The following is a 24,176-nucleotide window of genomic DNA, read 5'->3' on the forward strand; positions in this document are numbered from 1 at the left end:
ACGCCCATTTTGCCTGAAGGCCAAAAAACAAGGGACTTTCACGCCGACATCGAAAAATATTTTGCACAAAGAATGCCGACAAGTGTTTGACATAATAAACGGCTCTGGCAAGCTAGCACTCAGGTTACCGACCGGCGTGGACCCCTTGTCACACGGCCGGCAGTGCTCGGAACCTCAGGTAGCACCCGCCCGATCGGGCCGCGCCTGCACAGAAACGATAGGCTGTGCCTGTCCCAAGGTGATATATGTCCAACAGCAACATTGGCAATAAAAAACAACAATTCCGCAAACCCGTCGTCCTTATGTCCATGGGTGCCCAGGAACGCAAAGGGCACGCCTACCAGGTCATGACCCACAAATACATCCAGCCCCTGGTCGACCACGCCGGCTGCGTGCCCGTGCTGGTGCCCACCTGCTGTGGCACCGACGACCTTGAACAGTACCTGGACATGGCCGATGGCGTGTACCTGACCGGGGCTGGCAGCAACATCGACCCGGCGCTGTACGGCCAGGACAACCAGACCCCCGGCAAGGCCCAGGACCGCGACCGCGACCTGTTCGACCTGCCGCTGGTGCGCGCCGCCATTGCCCGTGGCCTGCCGATCTTCGGCATCTGCCGCGGCATGCAGGAAATCAACGTGGCGCTGGGCGGCGACATGTACCAGAAGGTCTATGCCGAGCCTGGCTTCAACGACCACCGCGAAAACAGCGAAGACCCGGTGGACGTGCAATACGCACCGGCCCACAGCGTACAGCTGGCGGCCAACACCTGGCTGCGCACCCTGTTGGGCAGCGACTCGATCCGCGTCAACTCGCTGCACGGCCAGGGCCTGAAAACCCTGGGCAAGGGCCTGGAAGCCATCGCCCGCGCCGAAGACGGCCTGGTCGAAGCCATCCACGGCCCAACCCTGTCACCGTTCCTGTTCGCGGTGCAATGGCACCCGGAATGGCAGGCGGCGCAGAACCCTGATTCGGTAAAAATCTTCGAAGCCTTCGGCCAGGCGTGCCGCCGGCAGGTGCAGAAGAAGGCAGGCGCGTACGGTAGCGCGGCCTGAACCACGATCATGCTTTCCTCCCAGCCCGGCCCTGCGCCGGGCTTTTTTTTTGCCACACACCTCTCAAGCCGAAAAAACAAAAACGGACCAGGTAATCCCCCAGACAAAACTGGCCCGAAACAAATGTAGGACCGGCCTCTGGCCGGGAAGCGCCGCGCGGGCGGCGCGCGGTCTCATGAACACTAAAAAAACATCGACATGCACCTTTGCGCCACACCGCGATCCCGTAGCCGCTGCCGCCAGGCTGCGCTGGCCGGTGTGCACCCTCAATATCTCCAGCGAGGCATAGGGCCAGCGCAGCCTGGCGGCAGCGGCTACGGGATCGTGGTGGTGGTTGGAGGTGCATGTCTTGCGCTTTTGTGGCGGTCTTCAGACCGTGCGCCGCCCGCGCGGCGCTTCCCGAGGTTCCCAGGATGGCCTGCCCCGTCGGTCCCACATCTGCTTCGGGCCAGTTATGCCAGTGGCATCACCTGGTACGCCTTTGTTTGTTCGACACCAGATTTGCAGTGGGCCGCCTTGTGTGTTGCCCCTCGCAGACGCATGATAGGCCCAAATAGATAGGAAGCTCATCATGCCCGCCGCCTCAAGAAACGCCGCGCTGCTATGGATCGTGGCCTCGGGTTTCTTCATGCAGACGCTGGACACCACCATCGTCAACACCGCCCTGCCTTCCATGGCCCGCGACCTGGGCGAGCAGCCGCTGGACATGCTGCCGGTGGTGGTGGCCTATTCGCTGACCATGGCCATGCTGACGCCAGCGTCGGGTTGGCTGGCGGACCGCTTCGGTACGCGGCGTATCTACTTCCTCGCAATTCTGCTGTTCGTCATCGGTTCGGTGCTGTGCGCCGCCTCGCAGAGCCTGCCGGAACTGGTGACCGCGCGCGTGGTGCAAGGCATCGGCGGCTCGATGCTGCTGCCCATCGGCCGCCTGGCGGTGCTGCGCAGCGTCACCGGCGAGCAGTACATCGCGGCGCTGGCGATGGTGTCGGTGGCCGGCCAGGTAGGGCCGCTGATCGGCCCGGTGCTGGGTGGCTGGATCGCCCAGAGCATGGCCTGGAACTGGATTTTCCTGATCAATATCCCCATCGGCGTGATCGGCATGATCGCGGTGCGACGCTTCCTGACCGACGACGCGCTGCAGCAACCGCCGCCCTTCGATTTCCTGGGCTGTGGTTTGCTGTCGTTGTGCATGGCCTGCTTCTCCCTGGCGCTGGACGTGCCGGGCGAAAACCATCAGGGTCTGCTCAGCGCCGCGCTGTTCGGCATCGCCCTGATCGCCGCGCTGTGCTACATCCCCCACGCGCGGCGGCGGCAGAACCCGCTGTTCTCACTGAAGCTGTTCGGCCAGCGCAATTTCAGCGTCGGCCTGATCGGCAATTTGCTGTGCCGCATCGGCTCCGGCGCGGTGCCGTTCCTGCTGCCCCTGCTGATGCAACTGCAGCTGGGCTACTCGCCACTGCATTCAGGCCTGATGCTGCTACCGGCCGCCGTGGGCGGCATCCTCTCCAAGCGCTGGGTAGTGCCGCTGGTGCAGCGCTTCGGCTACAACCGGTTCCTGCTGGTGAACACAGTGCTGGTGGGCGCCAGCATCGCCTCCTTCGGCATGATCTCGCCCGGCTGGCCGCTGGCGCTGGAGATATTCCAGATCGCCCTGTTCGGCGCCAGCAACTCCATGCAATTCGCCGCCATGAACAGCGTCACCCTCAAGGGCCTGGGCCCGCGCGACGCCGGCAGCGGCAACAGCCTGTTCTCCATGGTGCAGATCCTGGCCATCGGCCTGGGGGTGATCATTGGTGGTGGCGTGGTCAACCTGCTGTCGGCCACGGCCGGCGAGGCGGCGCTGGCGTATCGCTGGGCGTTTATCGTGGTGGGCCTGTTTACCCTGGCCTCGGGGGTGATTTTCCGCGCCCTGGAAACCGAGCGACGGCTGGCACCCTCGAGGTAGGGGGTGGGGCATTTTTATCGATTAGACTCAAGCGACCCGCCAGCCTCACGAGGGTCGCCGTCCATGCCCCATTCCAGCGCTTCGCGCCCCTTGCTGCGTCTGCACATCGAACTGGCCGACATCGAGCCCCCCATCTGGCGGGACGTGGTGGTGCCAGCCAGCATCACCCTGGCGCAGTTGCACGAAGTCCTGCAGGCCGCCCTGGGCTGGCACGATCTGCACCTGCATGAATTCCACCTCCACAACCGCCACTATGGCCCGCCCGGCCAGGACGGCGACGATGACCCCGTGCGCCAGGACGAGACCGGTCACACCCTGGCCGAGGCGCTGGGCAACGCGACCCATTTCAATTACGTCTACGACTTTGGCGACGCCTGGGAGCACCACATCAGCGTCGCCGCGCAACTGCCCAGCCCTGCCCTGCCCGCGCTGCCCTGGTGCCTGGCAGGTGCCAACGCCGGGCCGCCTGAAGATGTGGGCGGCGCCGGCGCCTACAGCCAGTTCGTCGAAGCCATGGCCGACCCGCAGCATGCCGATCACGAGACCCTGCTGGACTGGCACGGTCAGCCGTTCGACCCGCAAGCCTGGGACATAGAGCGCGTCAACCGGCGCCTCAAGCGCCTGCGCCACGCCTGGGGGCAGCAGGAGTTGAACAGAAGCTGAACGAGAAAACACTTTCATCGAACCACGAGCGGGCTTCAACGCTCCTTTCACAACTGCGTAAAGGGAACTGGCTAGCATCGCCGGCACTTGGTCGACCGATGGATAGAAGATGGAACACGCCACCCGAATCAGGCTTCAGGCCCTGCTTGTCTTTGCCGTTGCCCTCGCACTGTTCACCCTGGGCATCTGGAATGAGCAGCCCCAAGGCTTCGACGATCGCTGGGCGCTGTTCCTGCAGGAGATGTTCCGCCACGGGCCCAGCCTGTTCCCCACCACCTACGGCCGGCCGTACGCCGACTATCCGGGCACGGCCACGTTTCTGAGCTACCTGTGCGCGCAGCTGTTCGGTGCGCCCAACCACCTGGCCAACGTGCTGCCCACCGCCGTCGCCTCAGCCGGCGTGCTGGCATTGCTGTATCGCCTGCTGGCGCCGTCGAGCCGGGCCTGGGCAATGCTGGCGGTGCTGTTGACTGCACTGACCACCCAGTGGCTGGAGAAATCGCGGTCGGTGTGCCTGGACCAGATGAGCTCACTGCTGTGCCTGGCAGCGTTCTACCTGCTGCACCGCAGTGAGCAGCTGGGCTCGCGGCGGCTGCGCTGGTCGGTGTTGCCTCTGTTTGCCCTGGGCTTCGCCATCCGTGGGCCGCTGGGCCTGGTGGAAGTGTGCGGGGTGGCCTGCACCTATTGGGCGCTGGGCGTGGCCACTACCCGTGAGCAGTCACTGTTACGCATCAAACGGGTGCTGGGCTACGGCGTAGCGGGCTTGCTGCTGTTGGCCGGCGGCTGGTGGCTACTGATGCGTCTCGCCCACATCGCGGGCGGCGACAGCTTCGCCCAGGACGTGCGCAACATGCAGGTGGGCGGACGCCTGGACGAAAGCGGCAAGCCGTTCTTCTTCTATTTCCAGCTCAGCCTGTACCGCTACTTCCCCGTGGTGCCGCTGGCCCTGGCCACGCTGATTGCCCTGCGCCACCGCTGGAAGGTTCGCGGGCAGCACGCCGACGTGCAGCTGACCATCCGCCTGGGCGCCTGCGGCCTGATGATTTTGCTGGGGTTGTCGGTGCCGCACTTCAAGCGCGCCTATTACGTGTTGCCGATGGTGCCGATGTTCGCCGCCGTCGCTGCCTATGGCCTGCTCAATGCCCAAGGCTGGCTGGCCCGGGTGGCCAAGGCCTACCTGTGGCTGGTGGCGGTACTGCCGGCGCTGGGCATCGTCATCGTGTTTGTCTGCCATCACCTGTGGCACAAGCACGACTACTGGCCGGATGCGTCGCTGTTCCTGCTGGTGGGCGTGCTGGTGCTGCTGCAGATGGCCGCACTGTGGGCGTGGTGCGGCAGCGCCCAGCGCGCACGGCGTCTGGTGCTGCTGAGCCTGACAGCCCTGGCTGCGCAGTGGTGGTTGTTGGTGCAAATGGTGGAACCTGAGCAGGACCGCCAGTTCGACACCCAAGCCTTCGTCAGCCAGGTTGAAGCGCTGCGCGCCGATGCCCCTGGCAGGCTGGTGTTCGTCAACCTGGGCCGAGACACCTGGGCCATCCGCTACATGATGAACCTGAGCCACGACGAAGTGCCCGAACCGCTGTTCATTGGCCAGTCCGACCTTGCCCCCCTTGCCAGCCTGCCGCACCCGGCGTGGGTCATCGTCGCCCGCAGCGAGCGCAACCTGTTGGACGGCACTGCGTTGCAAGGCCAGGAGCCGGTCTACAGTGGCCACCTGAACGGCAATGCGTTACTGGTGTTCAAGGCCCCCTGACCCTCAACGTAGCCGCTGCCGCAGGCTGCGCTGGCCCTGATGAACACTGAATATCCCAAGTGTCCAAAGGGGCCAGCGCAGCCTGGCGGCAGCGGCTACAATGGCGGCACTGTCACTGCGCGAGTACGCCCATGTCCCCCGCCCCCTTTCTCAACCCCGGTGAATGCGTGGTGCTGTTCGACGGCGTGTGCAAGCTGTGCAACGGCTGGGCGAAGTTTCTGATCCGCCACGACCACGCCCATCGCGTGCGCCTGGCCGCCGTGCAGTCGCCCGAAGGCCAGGCGCTGCTGGCTTGGGCCGGGCTGCCGCTGGATCAGTTCGACACCATGGCGGTGATTGAAGACCAACGGACGTATTACCGCTCTGATGCCTTTTTCAAAGTGATGGGCCACCTGCCCGCGCCGTGGCCATGGCTGAAGGTGTTCAGGATCGTGCCGCGCTTTGTTCGCGACTGGGCTTACGACCGCATTGCGCTCAACCGCTACCGGCTGTTTGGTCGTTACGACGTATGCCTGGTGCCAACGCCTGATCATCTGCGGCGCTTTCTCAAGGCCGATGGGTGAGTGGCCCGCCTGGGACGCGGCCTTGTAGCCGCTACCGCCAGGCTGCGCTGGCCGGGGTGAACCCTGGAGATTTCCAGCGGGGCTCAGGGCCAGCGCAGCCTGACGGCAGCGGCTACCGGTGTCGCAATGCACATAAAAAAACGGGGCGCTGTGTGCGCCCCGTTTTTTTTATGCATCAACCCTGGATCAGGTTCGGGATATCAACCTTGGGGCTGACGTCGGCGTCGTAGTCGACACCGGCGATTTCGAAACCGAACAGGCGCAGGAATTCGTGCTTGTAGCCCGCGAAATCGGTCAGCTCGCTCAGGTTCTCGGTGGTCACTTCGTTCCACAGCGCTTCGACCTTGGCCTGGACCTCAGGGGCCAGTTCCTTGTAGTCGGCGCGCAGGCGGCCGTCGGCGTCCAGGATCGGCTGGGCGTTGTACAGGCTGTCCTTGAACAGGCCGTAGACCTGCTCGATGCAGCCTTCGTGGGTGCCCTGCTCTTTCATCACCTTGAACAGCAGCGCCAGGTACAGCGGCATGATCGGGATAGCCGAGCTTGCCTGGGTGACCACGGCCTTGAGCACCGACACGCGCGCGTCGCCGCCCAGCGGGGCCAGGTTGTCGCGGATGGTCAGGACTTTCTTGTCCAGGTCCTTCTTGGCTTCGCCGATCGAACCGTTCCAGTAGATGTCGTGGGTCAGCTTCTCGCCCAGGTAGGTGAACGCGGTGGTCTTGGCGCCTTCGGCCAGTACACCGGCTTCCTGCAGCGCATCCATCCACATCTGCCAGTCTTCACCGCCCATCACGGCCACGGTGCCGTCGATTTCGGCCTGGCTGGCCGGCTCGAGGGTGGTTTCTTCGACGGTGCCCTTGTCGGTGTTCACACCACGTTGGGTGACCGACTTGCCCAGCGGCTTGAGGGTGGAGCTCAGCAGTTCGCCGGTTTTGGGGTGCAGGCGGCGCGGGGCGGCCAGGCTGTAGACCACCAGGTCGATCTTGCCCAGGTCTTGCTTGATGGCTTCGATGGTCTGACGCTTGATTTCGTCAGAGAAGGCGTCGCCGTTGATGCTCTTGGCGTACAGGCCTTCGGCCTCGGCAAATTTGTGGAACGCGGCGGTGTTGTACCAGCCGGCGGTGCCTGCCTTTTTCTCGTCGCCTTCGCGCTCGAAGAACACGCCCAGGGTCTTGGCGCCGCAGCCGAAGGCAGCGCTGATGCGTGCGGCCAGGCCGTAGCCGGTGGAGGCGCCCAGTACCAGCACATTCTTGGGACCGTCGGTGATCGCACCGTGCTGCTTCACGTAGTCGATCTGTTCCTTGACGTTCGCTTCGCAGCCTACCGGATGGGTAGTGACGCAGACGAAGCCGCGAACGCGTGGTTTGATGATCATGTATAGAGCTCCCTATGCGGTGTGCTTTGGGCCAACATTGCGCAAACAACGTGACGTGGATATGTCATAGACGCGCGTAACGCCTGCGCGTCACGGCGAATGGCCATTGAGATGAGAAATAGAGCGTGCGCGCATTGTAAACGCATTTTCGAAAAACATCGTACCCGCCCACTGACGCCGGGCTTTGGCTTTTGATCTTGCCGTTGCTGTGGCTTTTGATCTTGCTCTTGATCTTGCTTTTGATCTTGCTTTTGATCTTGCTTTTGATCTTGATCTTGATCTTGGCCCCGTTAAGCTTAGGCCCGACTGGAGGCGTTGCCCACGCGGCTGCCCGCAGGGCCCTTCGGCGCAGCCGGAGGAAACGGCAGCCCGCCCGCTTCTATAGCGGGTGCCGTTTAGCCGCGTGGGCGACGCCGGAAGGAGGGGACCCGAAGCGCAGCGTAGGGGCCAAGCTGGGGCCGAGACCTTTTGGTTACTTTTGGGGCGACTGCCAAAAGTGACCCGCCGTAAGGGCGGAACCGCCAGTGGCACCACCCGCAGCAATGGATATGCCCGCAAACGAAAAAGCGCGCTTCGAGAACCGTGAGCATATCCATTATCTAGGGTGATGCGCAGTCACCTTTCCGCCCTTACGGCGGGTCACTTTTTTTCAAACGCCAAAAAAAGTAACCAAAAAACGCTCGCCCCGAGCCCGGTCCCTACGCTTCGCTCCGGGTCCCCTCCCTCCGACGTCGATCAAGCGGACGACGGCCCGGAATAGAAGCGCCTCCGGTTCCGTCTCCTTCAGCTACGCTGAAGGCCGCTTGATCGACGTCTCCGGTCGGCCCTGGGCTCTAACGGGGCATACAATCAAGATCAAAGGCCTCACGGAAGCAAAAGCAGCTCGCGGCGCCTGGACGTCTGCGTACTGCGCTTACGCGCTCTTCTTGCCCATCAACCCCCTCACCGTCTCCTGCAGATCGGCCGGCAACACCACAATCTTGGCATTATCACTGGCCGCCAACGACTGCATGGCGTCAATGTAGCGCTCCCCCAACAGATACATCGCCGGCACCATATCGTCACCAATCGCCTGCTTGATCTTGACGATAGACGTCGCCGACGCCTCGGCCAGTTTCACCGTGGCCGCAGCATCCTTGGTCGCCGCCTCTTCGCGGGCAGTCGCCGCCAGCACAGCGGCCTGACGCTCACCCTCGGCGCGGGTCACCGCCGCTTTACGTTCACGCTCCGCAGCGGCCTGGCGCTCCATGGCGCCTTGCATCGACGCCGACGGCTTGATGTCCTGGATCTCCACCGAGCGCACGGCAATACCCCAGTCATCGGTCTGGGTGCTCATGGCCTCGGCCAGCTTGGCCTTGATGGCTTCGCGGCTGGACAGCGCTTCGTCCAAATCCAGGGTGCCGATGATGGCGCGCAGCGCGGTCATGGTCAGGCTCGACACTGCGTATTGGTAGTCCTGCACGCCATAAGCGGCCTTCTGCGGGTCGATCACCTTGAGGAAGCACAAGGCGTTGGCGACGATGATGGCGTTGTCCTTGGTGATGATCTCCTGTTGCTGAATGTCAAGGATGATGTCCTTGGTCGGCAGGTTGTACTGCACCCGGTCCATGTACGGGATGACGAAATTGAGGCCCGGTTTGAGCGTGGTGTGGTAACGCCCCAGGCGCTCCACAATCCACTCCTCGCCCTGGGGCACGATGCGCACGCCCTTGGCCAGGGTGACCAGGGCAAAGGCGGTGAGCAATAACGGGATAAGCAGGCTGCTGAAAAGCATGGTCGGTCCTTGAGAGTGAGTAGCAGGGAATTCAGGCGACGGTGACGCGCACGGTGGCGCCTTCCACCTTGAGCAGGCGCACGCGGGTACCGGCGCTGATGGTTTCGTCGGCCACGCAAGCCCACTCCTCGGCGCCAAGGATGGGTTTCTGGAAGCGCACGCGGCCTTTCTGGAACGGCGCCACGGCGACCGTCAGCAGGCCGACTTCGCCCAGTACCTCGTCCACGCTCCAGCGGCTTTCGGGGTTGCGCTTGCGGAAAAACAGCAGCCACACCAAGGCGATGAGCGAGGACAGCACCACCCAGCCGACGATTTGCGTGGCCAGGGTGAAACCGGGGGCGACGAGCGCCAGCACGCCGATCACGGCGGCGCCGACGGCGAACCAGAGGATGAAAAAGGTTGCGGTGAAAATCTCCAGCACCGCCAAGGCCACGGCCAGGGCGATCCAGATTTGCCAGTCAAAATCCATGTCGGCTCGCTTGAATGTATCGGGGAGGAAATGCAAGCCGGAGTGTGCCAGAGATGGCCACATGGAATCGAGGGGAGGATGTAACAGGATGCCTCCTGTAGCAGCGGCCGCCAGGCCGCGTCACAAGCGCTGCGCAAATCAGATAGACAGCGCTGTATGTGACGCCGCCTTCGGCAGCTGCTACAGGAGGCGTGGGTTAGCGGGTACCCGCGCTGCGCAGGGCGTTGGGGGTGTAGTCCGCCGGGGTCATTTTCAGGTCGAACTGCACGAAGTTGCGCTCTTCGTTGCTCATGCCAGTGACGATGTAGCGGCCACCCAGCAGGTCATACAGCCCTTCAAACGCTTCAGCCTGCACCTGGCGGTGGTAGTAAGGCATCAGCATCGCCTGGCCCACGCGCCACAGTTGGCCACGGCCGTCATACAGGTCGGACATGGCAATGTTCCAGCTGTCCTCATCCACGTAGAAGGTGCGCTTGCCATAGATGTTGCGCGCGCTGGGCTTGAGGGTCGCTTCCACCACCCACACGCGGTGCAGCTCGTAACGCGCCAGGGTCTGGTCGGTATGGCCGGCTTTGAGGATGTCGGCGTATTTGACCGACGGCAGCGCCAGGCGGAAGTTGTTGTACGGGATGTACAGCTCCTTCTTGCCGATCAATTTCCAGTCATAGCGGTCCGGCGCGCCGTTGAACATGTCGAAGTTATCCGAGGTGCGCATGCCGTCCGAGGCCGTGCCCGGGCCGTCGTAGGCCACTTGCGGGGCGCGACGCACGCGGCGCTGGCCGGCGCTGTAGACCCAGGCTTCACGCGGCTGCTTGATCTGGTTCAGCGAGTCGTGCACCAGCAGCACGTCACCGGCCAGGCGCGCCGGCGCGGTCACTTCCTGCTTGAAGTACAGCAGGGCGTTCTGCGCTTCGGCAGGGTCGATGCCCGGCATCTGGTCGGGGAAACCCACCTGGTCACGCAACTGCACAATGTTGTACGAGCCATTGGCCTGCGGCGCCGCCTGGGTATACACCCGGCTCAGGTTGCCACCGCGGTAACGGGTGATGTGGTTCCAGATCACCTCCAGGCCATTCTGCGGAATGGGGAAGGCGTAGAAGCGGCTTTGGTCGAAGTTCTCCAGGCCGTTGCCGTCCGCCACCAGGCTGACCTTGGCCGCGCTGAGCTTGGCCGCGGCTTCGACGTTGGGCGGCACCGCCACGCTGCGGTGGGTCACGTACACCGGTATCACGAAGGTATCGGGGTAGCGCTTGAACAGGGCGATCTGGCCGGCGGACAGTTTGTCCTGGTACTGGTCCAGGTTCTTGGAGGTAATGGTGAACAGCGGTTTTTCACCGGCATAGGGGTCACCGAGAAAACCGTTGGCCGTGATAGGCGCGGCGTTGGTTTTCAAGCCGCCGTCCCAGGCCGGGATGCTGCCGTCCTTGTTGCCGGCCTTCTCGGCGCCCAGCGGGGTCAGGCTGGTACCCAGCTTGGCCACCTGATCGGCGCTGACCGCCGCCATCACGTTCGCCGCCACCAGGCTCAGGGCCAGGGCTGCGCATTGCATTGCCTGCTTGCCAATCATCATGAGGTTCCCCACCTTAGAAGTTCACGCCGAAGCTGAGGGCGACGAAGTCGCGGTCGGCCACGGTGTTGTAATCGCCACCAAAGAAGTTGGTGTAGTTGAGGCTGGCGGTGTAGGTGTTCTGGTAGTCGGCATCCAGCCCCAGGCTGACGGCCTTCACGCCCTGGTTGAACACCGGGCCGTAGCCGTGCACGTCATGGGACCAGGCCACGTTGGGCTTGAGGTTGATGCCGGCGATGGCGTTGGCGTAGTCCCAGATGGCGCGGGCGCGGTAGCCCCAGGAGGTGGTGGTGTAGAAGCCGCCCGAACCGTACTCGGCATCGGCGGCGGCGTTTTCCGGCAGCCCGAACACGGCGTCGCGGCCAAAGCGGTTGCCGGCAATGTCGCTGACCCCGGACACATGGTCCATGCCGAATTCGCCCACCAGCGTCAGACGCTGGGCCCCCATCACCTGGTCGAAGAAGTGGGTAAAGGTAGTCTGCACCTGGGTGACCGGCTTGCGCACATAGCCGTTGCTGACCTGGTTGGCCTGAGCCAGCGCGGCTGCCCCGCCACCGGTGGCCGCAGCAGTGGCAACGGTGCTGGCGAGCAAGGTGGTCACGTCGGTGGTGTTCAGTTGCAGCGGCATGTTGGGCCGGTAGCTGATCTCGCCGCTCCACGCGGTGCCGGTGGGCAAGGTGGTGGCGAAGCTCAGGCCGTACAGTCGAATGTCCTCGGGGTATTCGAGGAAATAACTGCCGCGCCCCAGCAGAATCGGCTGCGCCAGCGCCGGGGTGGTCAGGGCGCGGCGGATGTCGGCGGCGTTGGCGTTTTTCACGCTCACGTACGGGGTGCGGCTGTGATAGTTCATCACGTAGGCGCCGTACTCGGTGTCGTCACCCAGCCAGCGCAGGGCCAGGCCCCACTGGCCCGAATCGCGGGCGTCGTTGTCGGAGCCACGCGGCACGATCAAACCCTCGGGCGTCACGTTGACCCCCAGCGAGGCCAAGGCGGCCTTGGTACCAGGCTGGTTGAGGGCGTTGACGGTGTTGGCGTCAAGCACGGTGTAGTTGTTGCGGCAGCCCTTGGCGGCCACGTCGGTGGACGAGAAGAAGGTGCCGCAGTTGTCCAGGATGGTGTTGTCCCAGCCCAGTTGGTAGAACGCCTCGGCGGACAGCTTGTCGGTGATGCCCTGGGACACGTACAGCATGTTGACCGGAATCAGGCCTTCCTTGATTTCGGCACCCGGGCGGCGGAAAGCTGACACGTCAATAGGGTTGATGGAGTTGATGGAGTTGCCGATGAAGGTACTTTCCCCCCAACTGACCACCTGCTTGCCCAACCGCACACTGCCCGGTTTGTCGGCAACCTGATAATTGTAATAAGCAAAGGCATCGAGCAACTCGACGCCGGAAGACTTGGCCGCTTCCTGGCGGTGGTCGTTACTGATGTCCTTGAATTCCCGGCTTTCATCCTGAAGTTCGAAGTCATACCAATATTTGGCGCGGGTAAAAACGCCAAAATTATTGTACTTCAATTCCAGGTCATGTATGCCTTTGAAAATCTTGGAGAACGTCTCACCTTTCTTGAAGTTCAAGCGTCCGTCATCGTTGGTTTGAGTAAACCCGTGCCCGCCGTTGGCCGAGCCGATGAGTTTTTGCGAAGGGCTCTGGGTACTCCAACTGGCCCCAATCGACAGGGATGAATCGAATTGCCCCTCGATTTCGCCGATATTGAAGTTCACCGCCTGGGCTTCAAAGCTGACGGCGCACCCCGCCACCACCGCCACAATGGTCGATGAAAAACCCGCGAACCTTATTTTTGTTATCATTTGGCGCTCCTTGGTGAATCCCCACATTGTTGTTGCATCGCCCGCGCGAACGCCCGGTCTGCTTTTTTTATACCGTGAAGAAAGCTTAAGTTGCGGAAGGTGATTTAACGGTCACTGGTTAAACACCTGCCAACAATCTATGTGCCATATCCGATACTGTCAAATTGACCAGCACACAAGCAGGCCCATGGCGCCGGGCCTGGGTACGATTGTTGCTTGGTGGGTTTAATCCTTTCAGCACCGCCATTTTCGCGGGCTGCAAGGTGCCCATGCGATGCACTTATGGGTACCCATAAACAAAAGCCCGCAGTTAGCGGGCTGTGACATTCATGACATAGTGTGCGGCGTATCACCAAACAGCATTGCCTTATGCCGGCCGGGCGACAGGCCTGGCGTGCGGCCCCTCCCCACCCGGGCCCTTGACTGCGGCGACCACCACCAGCACACCCAGGGCGCACACACCGGCCGCCACCGCGAAGGCCACATTGTAACCGCCGCCATACTGCACGATCAGGCCCGTCAGCGACGGCGCCAGGATGCCGGCGATGTTGGCCAGCAGATGCACGAAACCGCCGGTGCCGCCCACGCGATTCTTGGGCACGATGTCCTGGATCAACGCCCAGCAGATCTGCGGGGTCACGAACAGGAACACGCTGGACACGGTGATGCACAGCACCGCCAGGTGCAACGTGGCCACCTGGGTGGTCAGCAGCACGCAGCCCGCCGCCACGCCCAGGCCCACTACCAGCATGATCTTGCGCGCGCGAATGACGCTGCCCAGCTTTCTGCCCAGCAGGTCGGTCAGGGTGCCGCCGCCCAGGAAGCCTACCGCAGCGCCCAGCCAGGGGATCACGCCGATGATGCTCATGCCCTTGATGTCCAGGTGCTGGAAGTCCATCAGGTAGCTGGGCAGCCAGGTCAGGAAGAAATACAGCACATAGTTGAAGCAGAAGAACGCCGTGGCCACCGCCAGCACTGGCGCCGAGAACAGGTAGCTGGCCAGGCTGCGGCCTTCCTTCACGCCTTCGATCACCGGCTCTGCGCGGCTGCTGCGGATCAGCTCGCGCTCGGCCTCGCCCACCCGCGGATGCTCCTCGGGCGAGTCGCGGAACATCAGCAACCAGGCGGCCAGCCACAGCCCGCCCAGCACGGCGATGACCACGAAGGAAATGCGCCAGCCGAAGTTCAACGCCACAAGGCCCACAATCGGCCCCGCCAACGCGGCGCCCAGGGGCTGGCCACAGTTGGTCAGGCCCAGTGCCCGCCCCGCCTCTTCACGGGGGAACCAGTTAGTGATCGCCTTGTTGGTGGTGGTGCCCATGGGCCCTTCGCCCATGCCGAAAAATACGCGGAATATCAGCAGTTGCAGGTAACCGGTGATCAGCGCGGTCAGGCCGCAGAAAATCGACCAGGTGCCCGCCGCCCAGGCAAACACCCGCTTGGGCCCGTAGGTGTCGGCCGCCCAGCCGCCGACGAAACACAGGGCACAATAGCCGATGAAGAAGCTGCTGAAGATGAAGCCCATCTGCGCATCGTCGATGTGCAGTTCACCCTTGAGCAGCGGCGCGACCACCGACAGGGCGGCGCGGTCCAGGTAATTGAGCATGCCGGCGAAGAACAGCAGCCCGGCGATGCGCCAGCGGTAAGTGCCTTTCATTGTTTTATGGCCTTTATTGTTGGAAAGAGGTGCGACAGCGTCAGTCGATCAGCACGCGCTCGATGCAGTAGCGTTCAAGCACCTGCGGGTCAGGGGCAAAGCCCAGGCCCGGCACGAGGGGCAGGGTCATGCGCGGCTTGAAGGCCAGCGCCGGGTACAGCAGCGCTTCGAATTCGATAAAGGGCACTTCCACCGCGACCTCCTGGGGCAACAGTGTGCACAGGTGGGCCACCGCCAGCAGGCCGGGGCCGAAGTAGAAACAGTGGGGCACCACTGTCACGCCGTACTCGCGCGCCAGGTCGAACACCTGCAGCATGCCGGTGATGCCACCGACCTTGGCCACGCTGGGTTGGGCCACATCGATGGCGCCTTGCTCGAATAGCGCGCGCAGGCCGTTGACGCCGGCAGCGTTCTCCCCTGCCGACAGCGGCACGCCCACGTGGCGCACCTGGGCCAGGCCGTGGGCATCGTCCGGCGGCCACACGGGTTCTTCCAGCCAGGTCAGTTCCAGCGGGCGTAGCCGCTCAGCCATGTCGCTGGCCTGTTGCACGGTCCAGGGGCAGTTAACATCGACCATCAGCTCACCCTCATGGGCAGGCAAGGCCTGGCGGGCGGCGGCAATGGCCTCGTAGCGGGTTTCGTGCAGCTTGATCTTGCCGAAGCCCTGCTCGCGGGCGCGACGCACCTGGCGGAAGACTTCTTCGGGGTCGCCGCCGTAGCTGACCAGGCTGGCGTACAGTTCAAGTTCGCGTGGCTGACCGCCCAGGTGATCGTATAACGGCTTGCCAGCAGCCTGGGCGGCCAGGTCCCACAGGGCAATGTCGATGCCCGACAGTGCGTACATCACCGGGCCCGTGCTGCCGAAACCGTGCAGCGCGCGGCGTGCGGTTTCCAGGGTGGCCAGGTGATCCCTGCAGGCCGTGCCGATGAACAGTGGCGCCACCATGGCTTGCAGGGCCGTCAGGGTGGCCGGGTTGGCGCCATGGCCGAACGCCTCGCCCCAGCCGATGTGGCCGGTGTCGGTGATGATCTTGATGATCAGGCTTTGCATCTGTCGGTGGCGGGGGGAGGCGGCGTTGAAGGCATCATCGTCCTGGGCCTGGCCCAGGGTTTTGCGCTCGGGGGTGCCGGCGGTGAAGGGTATGCTCAGGCGCAGGAGTTCTATGTGGTGGATGATCACTGGGGGGCCTGTCTTGTTTTGTTGTAGATATACGTTATCGTACAACAGCGCAAAAAAACACCCTGTAGCCGCTGCCGCCAGGCTGCGCTGGCCCCCGGGTGCGCTCGAGATCTTCAGTGTCTGCAGGGGCCAGCGCAGCCTGGCGGCAGCGGCTACAGGGTCAGTCCGTCACACACCCCACCGCCCGCCTCCCAGCAAAGGTATCCACCAAACTGGCAATCACCATCTCCCCCATCCGCGTACGCGTCTGCACCGTGGCACTGGCCCGATGCGGCTGCAACACCACATCCTCCCGCGCCAGCAGCGCCTCGGGCACATTGGGCTCATCAACGAACACATCCAGCCCCGCCCCGGCAATGCGCCCTGCCTGCAAGGCCGCCACCAGGTCCACTTCATTGACCAGCTTGCCGCGCGCCACGTTGATCAGGTAACCGCCCTGCCCCAACGCCTCCAGCACGGTGGCATCAATGATGCCCTCGGCCTTGTCGGCCGCTGCGGCGACGATCAGGGCGTCGCTGTTGCGCGCCAGTTCGACAAGATCGGCGACGAAGGTGTACGGCACATCACCCATGGCCTGCAGGTCGGTGTAGCTAATGGGGCAACCGAAGGCCGCCGCCCGGGTAGCCACCGCGCGCCCTACCCGCCCCAGGCCGACAATGCCCACACGCATGCCGCTGACCTGCCTGGCCAACGGCAACGGTGCCAGCGGCGTGGCGCTGAGTGGCCACTGCCCACTGCGCACGTAGCGATCGCTGGTACACAGGCCACGGCAGGCGGCAATCAGCAAACCCATGGCCAGGTCGGCGACGTCTTCGGTCAGCGCCCCCAGGGTGGCCGTGACCACGATGCCGCGGTCGCGGGCATAGGCCAGGTCCACGGCATCAGTGCCCACACCGTTCACCGCCACCACTTCAAGTTTGGGCAACTGCTCCATCACCTGGCGGGTGATGCCGGTGTGGCCACCGGTGATCACGCCGCGAATACGGCCACCGACTTCGCGCAAATAGGCCGCCTTGTCGGTTTGCTGGTAGTACGGGTGCACGGTGAACAGCGACGCCAACTGCTCACGCACTTCGGGAATCAGGATGGGGCTCAGTTGCAGGATTTCGGGTTTCATGGACACCTCGATGGCAAAGAAGAAGGCTCAGCCGCGACCCACAAATGGCATGTTGGTGGCCATTACGGTCATGTTCAGTACGTTGGCCGACAACGGCAGCCCGGCCATGTAGCGCACCGCGTCGGCGATGTGTTGTACGTCCACCATGGGCTCCACGGCGATCTCACCGTTGGCCTGGCGCACGCCCTTGGTCATGCGCACCGACAGCTCGGTCAGGGCGTTGCCGATGTCGATCTGGCTGCAGGCGATGTTGAACTCGCGACCGTCCAGCGCCAGGCTTTTGGTCAGGCCCAACACTGCGTGCTTGCTGGCGGTGTACGGCGCGCTGAAGGGGCGCGGGGCGTGGGCCGAGATCGAGCCGTTGTTGATGATGCGACCACCCTGGGGCTGCTGACGGCGCATCAGGCCGAAGGCGCCACGGCTGCACAGGAAAACGCCAGTCAGGTTGGTGTCGATGACGTTCAGCCACTGGTCCACCGCCAGTTCATCGACCGGCACCGCTGGCGTGTTGACCCCGGCGTTGTTGAAGATCACGTCCAGACGGCCATACACCTCCTCCACCGTGGCAAACAGCGCGTCGACGCTGGCGGCATCGCGCACGTCGGTGGGCACGGCCAGGGCTTCGCCGCCCTTGTCGCGGGCCAGGTCCACCAGTGCCTGCAACGGCTCGGCGCGGCGCCCGGCCAGCACCAGGGTAAAGCCGTCGGCCAGCAGGCCAAGGGCCACGGCGCGGCCGATGCCGCTGCCAGCGCCGGTGACCAGGGCGACTTTGCGAGGGGAATTCGTGGTCATGATGATTGCTCCTTGATGGAATGATTTAACGACGGGCGCCCACGCGCACGTCCAATTGACCGATACCGTCGATGCCGGCGCTGATCACGTCCCCCGGCTGCAAGGCGGCAACGCCTGGCGGGGTGCCGGTCATGATCAGGTCGCCGGCGCGCAAGGCAATGGACTGCGACAGGCGGCTGATGATTTCACTCACCGACCAGATCTGCTGTTCCAGGCTTGAGCGCTGGCGCTCCACACCGTTGACCTGCAACCACACGGCGCCCTGCGCGGGGTGGCCGATACGGCTGACCGGCACCACCGGGGTGATGGGCGCCGAACCATCGAAGGCCTTGGCGGCTTCCCACGGTTGGCCGGCGGCCTTGGCGGCCATCTGCAGGTCGCGGCGGGTCAGGTCCAGGCCGGCGGCGTAGCCCCACACATGCTCCAGCGCACGCCCTTCGGGGATGTCGCTGCCGGGCGTGCCGATGGCCACCACCAGTTCGATTTCATGGCAAAACTCTTGGGTCAGCGGCGGGTACACCAACTCGCCCACCGCTGGCACCACGGCGCTGGCCGGCTTCATGAAAAACATCGGCGCCTGGCGCACCGCGTCCTGGGCGTCGCCCCACGGGTAGTTGCGCCCCAGGCAAAACACCCGGTTCACCGGAAAACGCGCCTCACTGCCCTGCACATTCAGGGTGACGCTGGCGTCGGGGGCAAAGACGAATTGGCTCATGCAGACCTCTGGGCGTGTTCGGTTCAGGCCCACAGCGTAAGGTGCCGTGGGCGGTAAAAGTTGGACGAAACCGGCGTTGTTGTGGACTAAACAGTGCTATCGGGCACGCAGCTGGATGCGATACAGGCGGCCCAGCAACAGCGAATACGACAGCGTGCCGCACAGCGCCACCGCCCCGATGAACCAGAACGCATAGGCGAACGAGCCCGTGGCATGGACAATGCCGCCGATGACGATGGGGGTGATGATGCCGCCGATATTGGCCGCCAGGCTGGTGATGCCGCCGGTAAGCCCCACCAGCTCCTTGGGTGCGACTTCCGCCACCGCCGCCCACGACGCCGAGGCGATGCCCTGGGCAAAGAACGCGGTGGTGAGGATGGCGATGCACACCACATTGGAGTCGGTGAAGTTCACCAGCACGATGGACATGCCCAGCATCGAACCCACCACCAGCGGCAGCTTGCGGGCGAAGGACATGGAATAGCCGCGGCGGATCATCCAGTCGGAGACGATGCCCGCCAGCAGGATGCCCACCGTGGCGCCGAGGAACGGCATCACCGCAAAGATGCCGACCTTGATCATCGTCAGGTGGCGTTCTTCGATCAGGTAGGTGGGGAACCAGGTCAGGAAGAAGTACAACGCCGAGGTGCTGGCGAACTTGCCGATGCAGATCGCCCAGATCTGCCGGTAGCTGAGCAACTCGCCGATCTGGCGCCAGTTGAAGCGGGTGCGTTGGGCACTGCTTTTGACCAGGCCGCCGCCGTCCTCGATGTACTTGAGCTCCTCGGGGCTGACGCGCTTGCACGCCAGCGGGTCGCGGTACAGGTACAGCCAGGCAATGCCGAAGGCGATGCCTACAAGGCCCGTGCTGTAGAACACATGGCGCCAGTCGTAGGTGGTGGCCAACCACAACAGCGCGCCGGTGAACAATGCCGTGCCCAGGTACTGGCCGCACACATAGATGCTGCTGGCCAGGCCGCGCTCGCGGGCGGGGAACCATACCGCCACGGCCCGGCTGTTGGCCGGAAACGCCGGGGCTTCCAAGGCACCGACCGCCAGGCGCAAGCCGAACAGCGAGGCGAAGCCACCGGCCAGGCCCTGCCCCACCGTGACCGCCGACCAGCTGATCAGCGACAGGCCGTAGGTGAAACGCGAGCCAAAGCGGTCGGCCACAAACCCGGCCGGCACCAGCGCCAGGGCGTAGGTCCAGGCAAAGCCGGAGAAAATCAGCCCCATCTGAATCTTGTCCAGGCCCAGGTCCTTGGCCATGAACGGCGCGGCGATGGAGATATTCACCCGGTCCACGTAGTTGATGATGGTGGCGATCAGTAGCAGCGACAGCATGAACCAGCGGCGCCGGGTGGGCAGCCGGGCGGCGCTGGCACTGTGATCGAAGGTTTGAGGTGGGGCGGTGGTCAGCTCGGCGTCGACATTGGGCATGGGCCGACGGTCGTGCGCCAGATACTCGTGGGGAGTCGTCTGCATGGTACGAACACCTTCTAATTATTGTTGATAGATGTCGAATCGGACGCCCCCAAGGTGATCGTACAACCATTGAAAATCAACGGGTGAGTTAGAACGTTTTTGCACTTGAGCGGGAGCACTCGGGCAAAAGTCCAAAAATAAAATGCTGTATTTCTGGGCGCTCACGGCCGCTGAATATCGCTGCACCCAGCGGTCTAGAGCGTTTTTTATGCCCGGCTCAATCCATAGCGCTTTTGCACTTGATCAAGTGCATTGAACAACGCAAAGAGAGCGAAGAGATCGTACAATCAGCCAAAACAACAGACCTGTCAGCCCTGGCTGATCAACAGGAGGCAAGCCCATGCAGTCTTCCAGCCGCGTGCCTACCTTCGGCATGCAGCAACGCAGCGAACGACCCGATTTCTACATCCGCGATGAAAGCGTGCGCAAAGCCGAAACCGCGCCCCACCGCCACGAGTACTTCCAGATCCAGGTCAACCTGGGCGGCGATACGGTGCAGCACATCGGCAACGTGCAGCGCCCCTTCCCGTCGCGGGCACTGGCATTTATCCTGCCCCATCGGGTGCACGTGATCCCGCACCCGCAGGAGGCGCACTTTCAGGTGATCAACTTCTCCCAGGCGTTCCTGTTGCCGCACCTGACGTGCGACCCGCTGGACCTGGAAGACGTGTCCATCGCCCTGGCCCCGGAGCTGGCGCCGTTCCGGTTTCAGGAACACCTGGACTTCATCCTTGAACCCGAGCCGTTCGCCCGTGTGTGTGGGCTTTTGGAGCAGATGCACAGCCTGGACCGCGACCGCCAGTTCGGCATGCGCGAGTCGCTCAAGGGCCTGTTGCTGCAACTGATTGGCGGGGTGTGCAGCCAATACGCCGAGGCGCTCAAAGCCCTGGCCAGCGGCAACGCGGCGCAGGTCAGCCGCCGCGATGCGCTCAAGCGCATGTCCGACTACGTGCGCAAACACCTGGCCGATCCGGAGCTGGACCTGAAGAAAGTCGCGGCGGCCACTTACCTGTCGCCCCACTACCTGACGCACTGGCTGCGCAAGGAAATCGGCAAGAGCTTCAGCGAGCTGGTGCTGGAGCGGCGCATGCACCTGGCCCGCCACCTGCTGCTGGACAGCCTCAAGCCTGTGGGCGAGATCGCCCGGCTGTGCGGGTTTGCCGACGAGGCGTATTTTTCCCGTCGTTTCCGCCACATCCACGGGCTTCCACCCGGGCAGTACCGCCGCCAGCAATTGGCGGTCACCGGCCGGGCCACATAGGCCGTATACTGGGCGGCTTCGACTCACCATCAAGGACAGACCATGCGCATCATCGTCATCGGCGGCCTGGGCAACTTTGGCGCCCGCATCTGCCGCCGCCTGGCCATGGAGCCGGGGCTGGAGCTGGTGGCCACGGGGCGCCGGCCGGTGAGCGGCACGGCGTTCTTCGGGCCAAAGAGCCTGATCAGCACCGCCGGGCTGGACATTGACAGCCCCGAGCTGCAAGCGCGACTGGCGCAACTCAAGCCCGACCTGGTCATCCACTGCGCCGGCCCCTACCAGGGCCAGGACTACCGCGTGGCCCTGGCCGCCTGCGCGGTGGGCGCGCATTACCTGGACCTGTCGGACGGCCGCGACTTCGTCACCGACTTCCGCGCCAACGTGCAGACCGACGCCCTGGCAGCCGGGGTGCTGGCGGTCAGCGGTGCCAGCACCCTGCCGGGCCTGTCCACGGCGGTGGTGGACCAGTTGACCGCCGACTGGGCGAGCCTGGACAGCGTGCAGATAGCCATTGCCCCCGGCCAGCAGGCGCCGCGCGGCGAGGCCACGATCAAGGCAGTGTTCGGCTACGCAGGCCAGGGCTTCAAGCGCTGGCAGGCCGGGCGCTGGGCCACCGTGTACGGCTGGCAGGACCTGCGCCGCTTTACCTTCGCCGAACTGGGCCAGCGCTGGGGCGCCGCCTGCGACGTGCCGGACCTGGCGCTGTTCCCGGCGCGCTACCCGGGCGTGCGCGAGGTCAGCTTCCACGCCGCCCTGGAGCTGCGCATCCAGCACCTGGGCCTATGGCTGGTGGCCGGCCTGCGCCGCCTGGGCCTGCCCCTGCCAATCGCCCGCAACGCCGGGCGCTTGAACCGCCTGGCCAATGTGCTGCTGGATCGCTTCGGCAGCGACCTGGGCGGCATGCGCGTGCGCCTCAAGGGCCGGCACAGCGATGGCCACCCCGTCGAGTGCACCTGGCACCTCACCGCCCCGGACGGCAACGGCCCGGAGATCCCGTGCATGGCCACGGTGTTGCTGGCGTGCAAACTGGCGCGCGGGGAGTTGACGCAGACCGGCGCCATGCCGTGCATGGGCCTGTTGACGCTGGACGAGTTCACGCCGGAGTTCGAGCGCTGGGGGTTTGTGCAGCGGGTGGTCTAACCGCAACCCCGTAGCCGCTGCCGCCAGGCTGCGCTGGCCCCCGTTTACGCTGGAGATCTTCAGGGTTCACACAGGCCAGCGCAGCCTGGTGGCAGCGGCTACGGGCCACCTGCACGATCATACAAGACCCTGCCCCCACCCGGTCAGTAAGGTTCGCCCATTCCCACACAGGAGCGATACCCCCATGACCCACGCTATCAACTTCCAGCACAAATTCGGCCTGTTCAACGAGCAATGGTTGCCCAAGGTGATCGCCGAGATGAACGACTACCAGTTCAAGCTCGCCCGCCTGCAAGGCGAATTCATCTGGCACAGCCACGCCGACACCGACGAAGCCTTCATCGTGGTCGAAGGCTGCCTGCACATCGAATTGCGCGACGGCAGCGTCACCCTCAACGCAGGCGAGATGTACGTGGTGCCCAAGGGCGTCGAGCATCGTCCCTGCGCTATGCAGGAAGTGAAGCTGCTGCTGATCGAACCTCGCGGCGTAGCCAATACCGGCGATCAGGGCGGCGAACGTACCGCCGCCAACGACGTCTGGATCTGAAGCACTGTAGCCGCTGCCGCAGGCTGCGCTGGCCGTCGTTTACCCTGGAGATTTTCAGGGTTCACACCGGCCAGCGCAGCCTACGGCAGCGGCTACAGAATCTTGATATTGAGATATCTCGATATCTAGTTTACGCTATGTGCAACTTTGATCCCGCACAGGCTTTACCCTTGAACGATTCCGCGCTGTTCCGCCCTGCCACCCTAGGCCCTTACTCCCTGAAAAACAGCATCGTGCTGCCACCCCTCACCCGCTCGCGCAGCAGCCAGCCGGGCAACATCGCCAACGCCCTGATGGCCACCTATTACCGCCAGCGCAGCAGCGCCGGCTTCATGGTGACCGAAGGCACGCAGGTCGAACCACGCGGCCAGGGCTATGCCTGGACCCCAGGCATTCACAGCGCCGAACAGATCGCCGGCTGGCGCCTGGTGACCGATGCCGTGCACGCCGAAGGCGGGGTTATCTTCGCGCAACTGTGGCACGTAGGCCGCGTGTCCCATGTGTCGCTGCAACCCAACGGCGATGCGCCGGTGGCGCCCTCGGCCATCGCCGCCACCGGTGTCAGCGTGTTCGTGGAAACCGGCCCCGGTACCGGCGAGCTGTGCGCGCCCTCGACACCCCGCGCCCTGACCCGCGAAGAGATCGCCGAACTGGTGCAGCTCTACGCCCAGGCCGCCCGCAATGCGCTGGACGCCGGGTTTGACGGCGTAGAAATCCACTGCGCCAACGGCTACCTGATCAACCAGTTCATCTCCGCCCACAGCAACCAGCGCGATGATGAATACGGCGGCAGCCTGGCCAACCGTCTGCGCTTCCTGCGCGAGGTGACTGAAGCGGTGGCGGCCGTGGTGGGCAAGCAGCGGTTGGGCGTGCGTTTCTCGCCGCTGTTCGAAAGCACCGATGAGGCCCGGGTGTACCTGGGGCTGGTCGAGCAAGACCCGCGTGAGACGTACGTGCAGGCCATTCAGGTGCTGGAAGACATCGGTATCGCTTACCTGTCCCTGGCCGAAGCCGACTGGGACAACGCCCCGGAGTTGCCCGCCGACTTCCGCCAGGTGGTGCGCGACACCTTCAGCGGCGCGATCATCTATGCCGGCAAATACACCGCAGAGCGCGGCAACCGTGTGCTGGACGCAGGCTTGGCCGATCTGATCGCTTTTGGCCGGCCGTTCATTGCCAACCCCGACCTGCCCCGCCGCCTGGCCCACGGCTTGCCCATGAACCCACTGGATGCGGCCAGCATGTACGGCGGCACCGAGCGCGGCTACACCGACTACCCGGTCCATGGCGAGTAACCCCTGACGCGCCGGG

General features: G+C 64.1%; 20 protein-coding genes. 9 read left to right on the forward strand and 11 right to left on the reverse strand.

What is annotated here, in order from left to right; all coding sequences use genetic code 11:
• Positions 1 to 245: 245 nt before the first annotated feature.
• The 5 genes from ACZ9GA_RS15775 (at position 246) to ACZ9GA_RS15795 (ending at position 5,979) form a co-directional block, all read left to right on the forward strand.
• Positions 246 to 1,055, forward strand: a complete 810-nt coding sequence (locus ACZ9GA_RS15775; protein ID WP_457361794.1) for a gamma-glutamyl-gamma-aminobutyrate hydrolase family protein — start codon at positions 246 to 248, stop codon at positions 1,053 to 1,055.
• Between the two features lie 571 nt (positions 1,056 to 1,626).
• Positions 1,627 to 3,000: a multidrug transporter subunit MdtD gene (gene mdtD, locus ACZ9GA_RS15780; protein WP_457361793.1), complete on the forward strand. Its 1,374-nt coding sequence runs from the start codon at positions 1,627 to 1,629 to the stop codon at positions 2,998 to 3,000.
• A gap of 63 nt (positions 3,001 to 3,063) precedes the next feature.
• Positions 3,064 to 3,663: a plasmid pRiA4b ORF-3 family protein gene (locus tag ACZ9GA_RS15785; protein ID WP_457361792.1), complete on the forward strand. Its 600-nt coding sequence runs from the start codon at positions 3,064 to 3,066 to the stop codon at positions 3,661 to 3,663.
• A 109-nt stretch (positions 3,664 to 3,772) separates the two neighbouring features.
• The gene (locus ACZ9GA_RS15790) at positions 3,773 to 5,416 is read left to right on the forward strand and encodes an ArnT family glycosyltransferase (RefSeq protein ID WP_457361791.1); all 1,644 of its coding nucleotides are present in this window, start codon (positions 3,773 to 3,775) and stop codon (positions 5,414 to 5,416) included.
• Positions 5,417 to 5,547: 131 nt separating this feature from the next.
• On the forward strand, positions 5,548 to 5,979 hold the full coding sequence (locus ACZ9GA_RS15795; protein WP_457361790.1) for a thiol-disulfide oxidoreductase DCC family protein: 432 nt from the start codon (positions 5,548 to 5,550) through the stop codon (positions 5,977 to 5,979).
• A 175-nt stretch (positions 5,980 to 6,154) separates the two neighbouring features.
• Here ACZ9GA_RS15795 and fabV read toward each other — a convergent pair whose 3' ends face one another.
• The 11 genes from fabV to ACZ9GA_RS15850 all read right to left on the reverse strand — a co-directional run bounded on the left by fabV (position 6,155) and on the right by ACZ9GA_RS15850 (position 19,776).
• The gene (gene fabV, locus ACZ9GA_RS15800; protein WP_457361789.1) at positions 6,155 to 7,351 is read right to left on the reverse strand and encodes an enoyl-ACP reductase FabV; all 1,197 of its coding nucleotides are present in this window, start codon (positions 7,349 to 7,351) and stop codon (positions 6,155 to 6,157) included.
• Between the two features lie 913 nt (positions 7,352 to 8,264).
• Complete coding sequence (locus ACZ9GA_RS15805) at positions 8,265 to 9,125, reverse strand: SPFH domain-containing protein (RefSeq protein WP_027980528.1); 861 nt, start codon at positions 9,123 to 9,125, stop codon at positions 8,265 to 8,267.
• A 31-nt stretch (positions 9,126 to 9,156) separates the two neighbouring features.
• Positions 9,157 to 9,594: an NfeD family protein gene (locus tag ACZ9GA_RS15810; protein WP_457361788.1), complete on the reverse strand. Its 438-nt coding sequence runs from the start codon at positions 9,592 to 9,594 to the stop codon at positions 9,157 to 9,159.
• Between the two features lie 196 nt (positions 9,595 to 9,790).
• A complete protein-coding gene (locus ACZ9GA_RS15815) occupies positions 9,791 to 11,158 on the reverse strand; it encodes a DUF1329 domain-containing protein (RefSeq protein WP_457363712.1) in 1,368 nt (455 codons plus the stop codon).
• 19 nt (positions 11,159 to 11,177) lie between these two features.
• Positions 11,178 to 12,971 (reverse strand): DUF1302 domain-containing protein, encoded by a 1,794-nt coding sequence (locus ACZ9GA_RS15820; protein WP_457361787.1) that lies wholly within the window; start codon positions 12,969 to 12,971, stop codon positions 11,178 to 11,180.
• Positions 12,972 to 13,338: 367 nt separating this feature from the next.
• Complete coding sequence (locus ACZ9GA_RS15825) at positions 13,339 to 14,628, reverse strand: MFS transporter (RefSeq protein ID WP_457361786.1); 1,290 nt, start codon at positions 14,626 to 14,628, stop codon at positions 13,339 to 13,341.
• A 40-nt stretch (positions 14,629 to 14,668) separates the two neighbouring features.
• Entirely contained in the window at positions 14,669 to 15,808 is a 1,140-nt protein-coding gene (locus tag ACZ9GA_RS15830; RefSeq protein WP_457361785.1) for a mandelate racemase/muconate lactonizing enzyme family protein, read from the reverse strand.
• A 160-nt stretch (positions 15,809 to 15,968) separates the two neighbouring features.
• On the reverse strand, positions 15,969 to 16,925 hold the full coding sequence (locus ACZ9GA_RS15835; protein ID WP_457361784.1) for a 2-hydroxyacid dehydrogenase: 957 nt from the start codon (positions 16,923 to 16,925) through the stop codon (positions 15,969 to 15,971).
• A gap of 27 nt (positions 16,926 to 16,952) precedes the next feature.
• Positions 16,953 to 17,717 carry an SDR family oxidoreductase gene (locus ACZ9GA_RS15840; protein WP_457361783.1) on the reverse strand — a complete coding sequence of 255 codons (765 nt, stop codon included), beginning with the start codon at positions 17,715 to 17,717 and terminating at the stop codon, positions 16,953 to 16,955.
• A gap of 25 nt (positions 17,718 to 17,742) precedes the next feature.
• Positions 17,743 to 18,432, reverse strand: coding sequence for a fumarylacetoacetate hydrolase family protein (locus ACZ9GA_RS15845; RefSeq protein WP_457361782.1), 690 nt, complete (start codon positions 18,430 to 18,432; stop codon positions 17,743 to 17,745).
• 96 nt (positions 18,433 to 18,528) lie between these two features.
• Complete coding sequence (locus tag ACZ9GA_RS15850) at positions 18,529 to 19,776, reverse strand: MFS transporter (RefSeq protein WP_457363711.1); 1,248 nt, start codon at positions 19,774 to 19,776, stop codon at positions 18,529 to 18,531.
• A 481-nt stretch (positions 19,777 to 20,257) separates the two neighbouring features.
• Here ACZ9GA_RS15850 and ACZ9GA_RS15855 point away from each other — a divergent pair, with 481 nt between their 5' ends.
• The 4 genes from ACZ9GA_RS15855 to ACZ9GA_RS15870 all read left to right on the forward strand — a co-directional run bounded on the left by ACZ9GA_RS15855 (position 20,258) and on the right by ACZ9GA_RS15870 (position 24,160).
• Entirely contained in the window at positions 20,258 to 21,178 is a 921-nt protein-coding gene (locus ACZ9GA_RS15855; RefSeq protein WP_457361781.1) for a helix-turn-helix transcriptional regulator, read from the forward strand.
• A 42-nt stretch (positions 21,179 to 21,220) separates the two neighbouring features.
• Entirely contained in the window at positions 21,221 to 22,318 is a 1,098-nt protein-coding gene (locus ACZ9GA_RS15860; RefSeq protein ID WP_457361780.1) for a saccharopine dehydrogenase family protein, read from the forward strand.
• 184 nt (positions 22,319 to 22,502) lie between these two features.
• Positions 22,503 to 22,865: a cupin domain-containing protein gene (locus tag ACZ9GA_RS15865; RefSeq protein WP_457361779.1), complete on the forward strand. Its 363-nt coding sequence runs from the start codon at positions 22,503 to 22,505 to the stop codon at positions 22,863 to 22,865.
• 170 nt (positions 22,866 to 23,035) lie between these two features.
• Positions 23,036 to 24,160 (forward strand): alkene reductase, encoded by a 1,125-nt coding sequence (locus tag ACZ9GA_RS15870; protein ID WP_457361778.1) that lies wholly within the window; start codon positions 23,036 to 23,038, stop codon positions 24,158 to 24,160.
• Positions 24,161 to 24,176 lie beyond the last annotated feature (16 nt).

This window comes from Pseudomonas sp. TE3644, assembly GCF_056278815.1.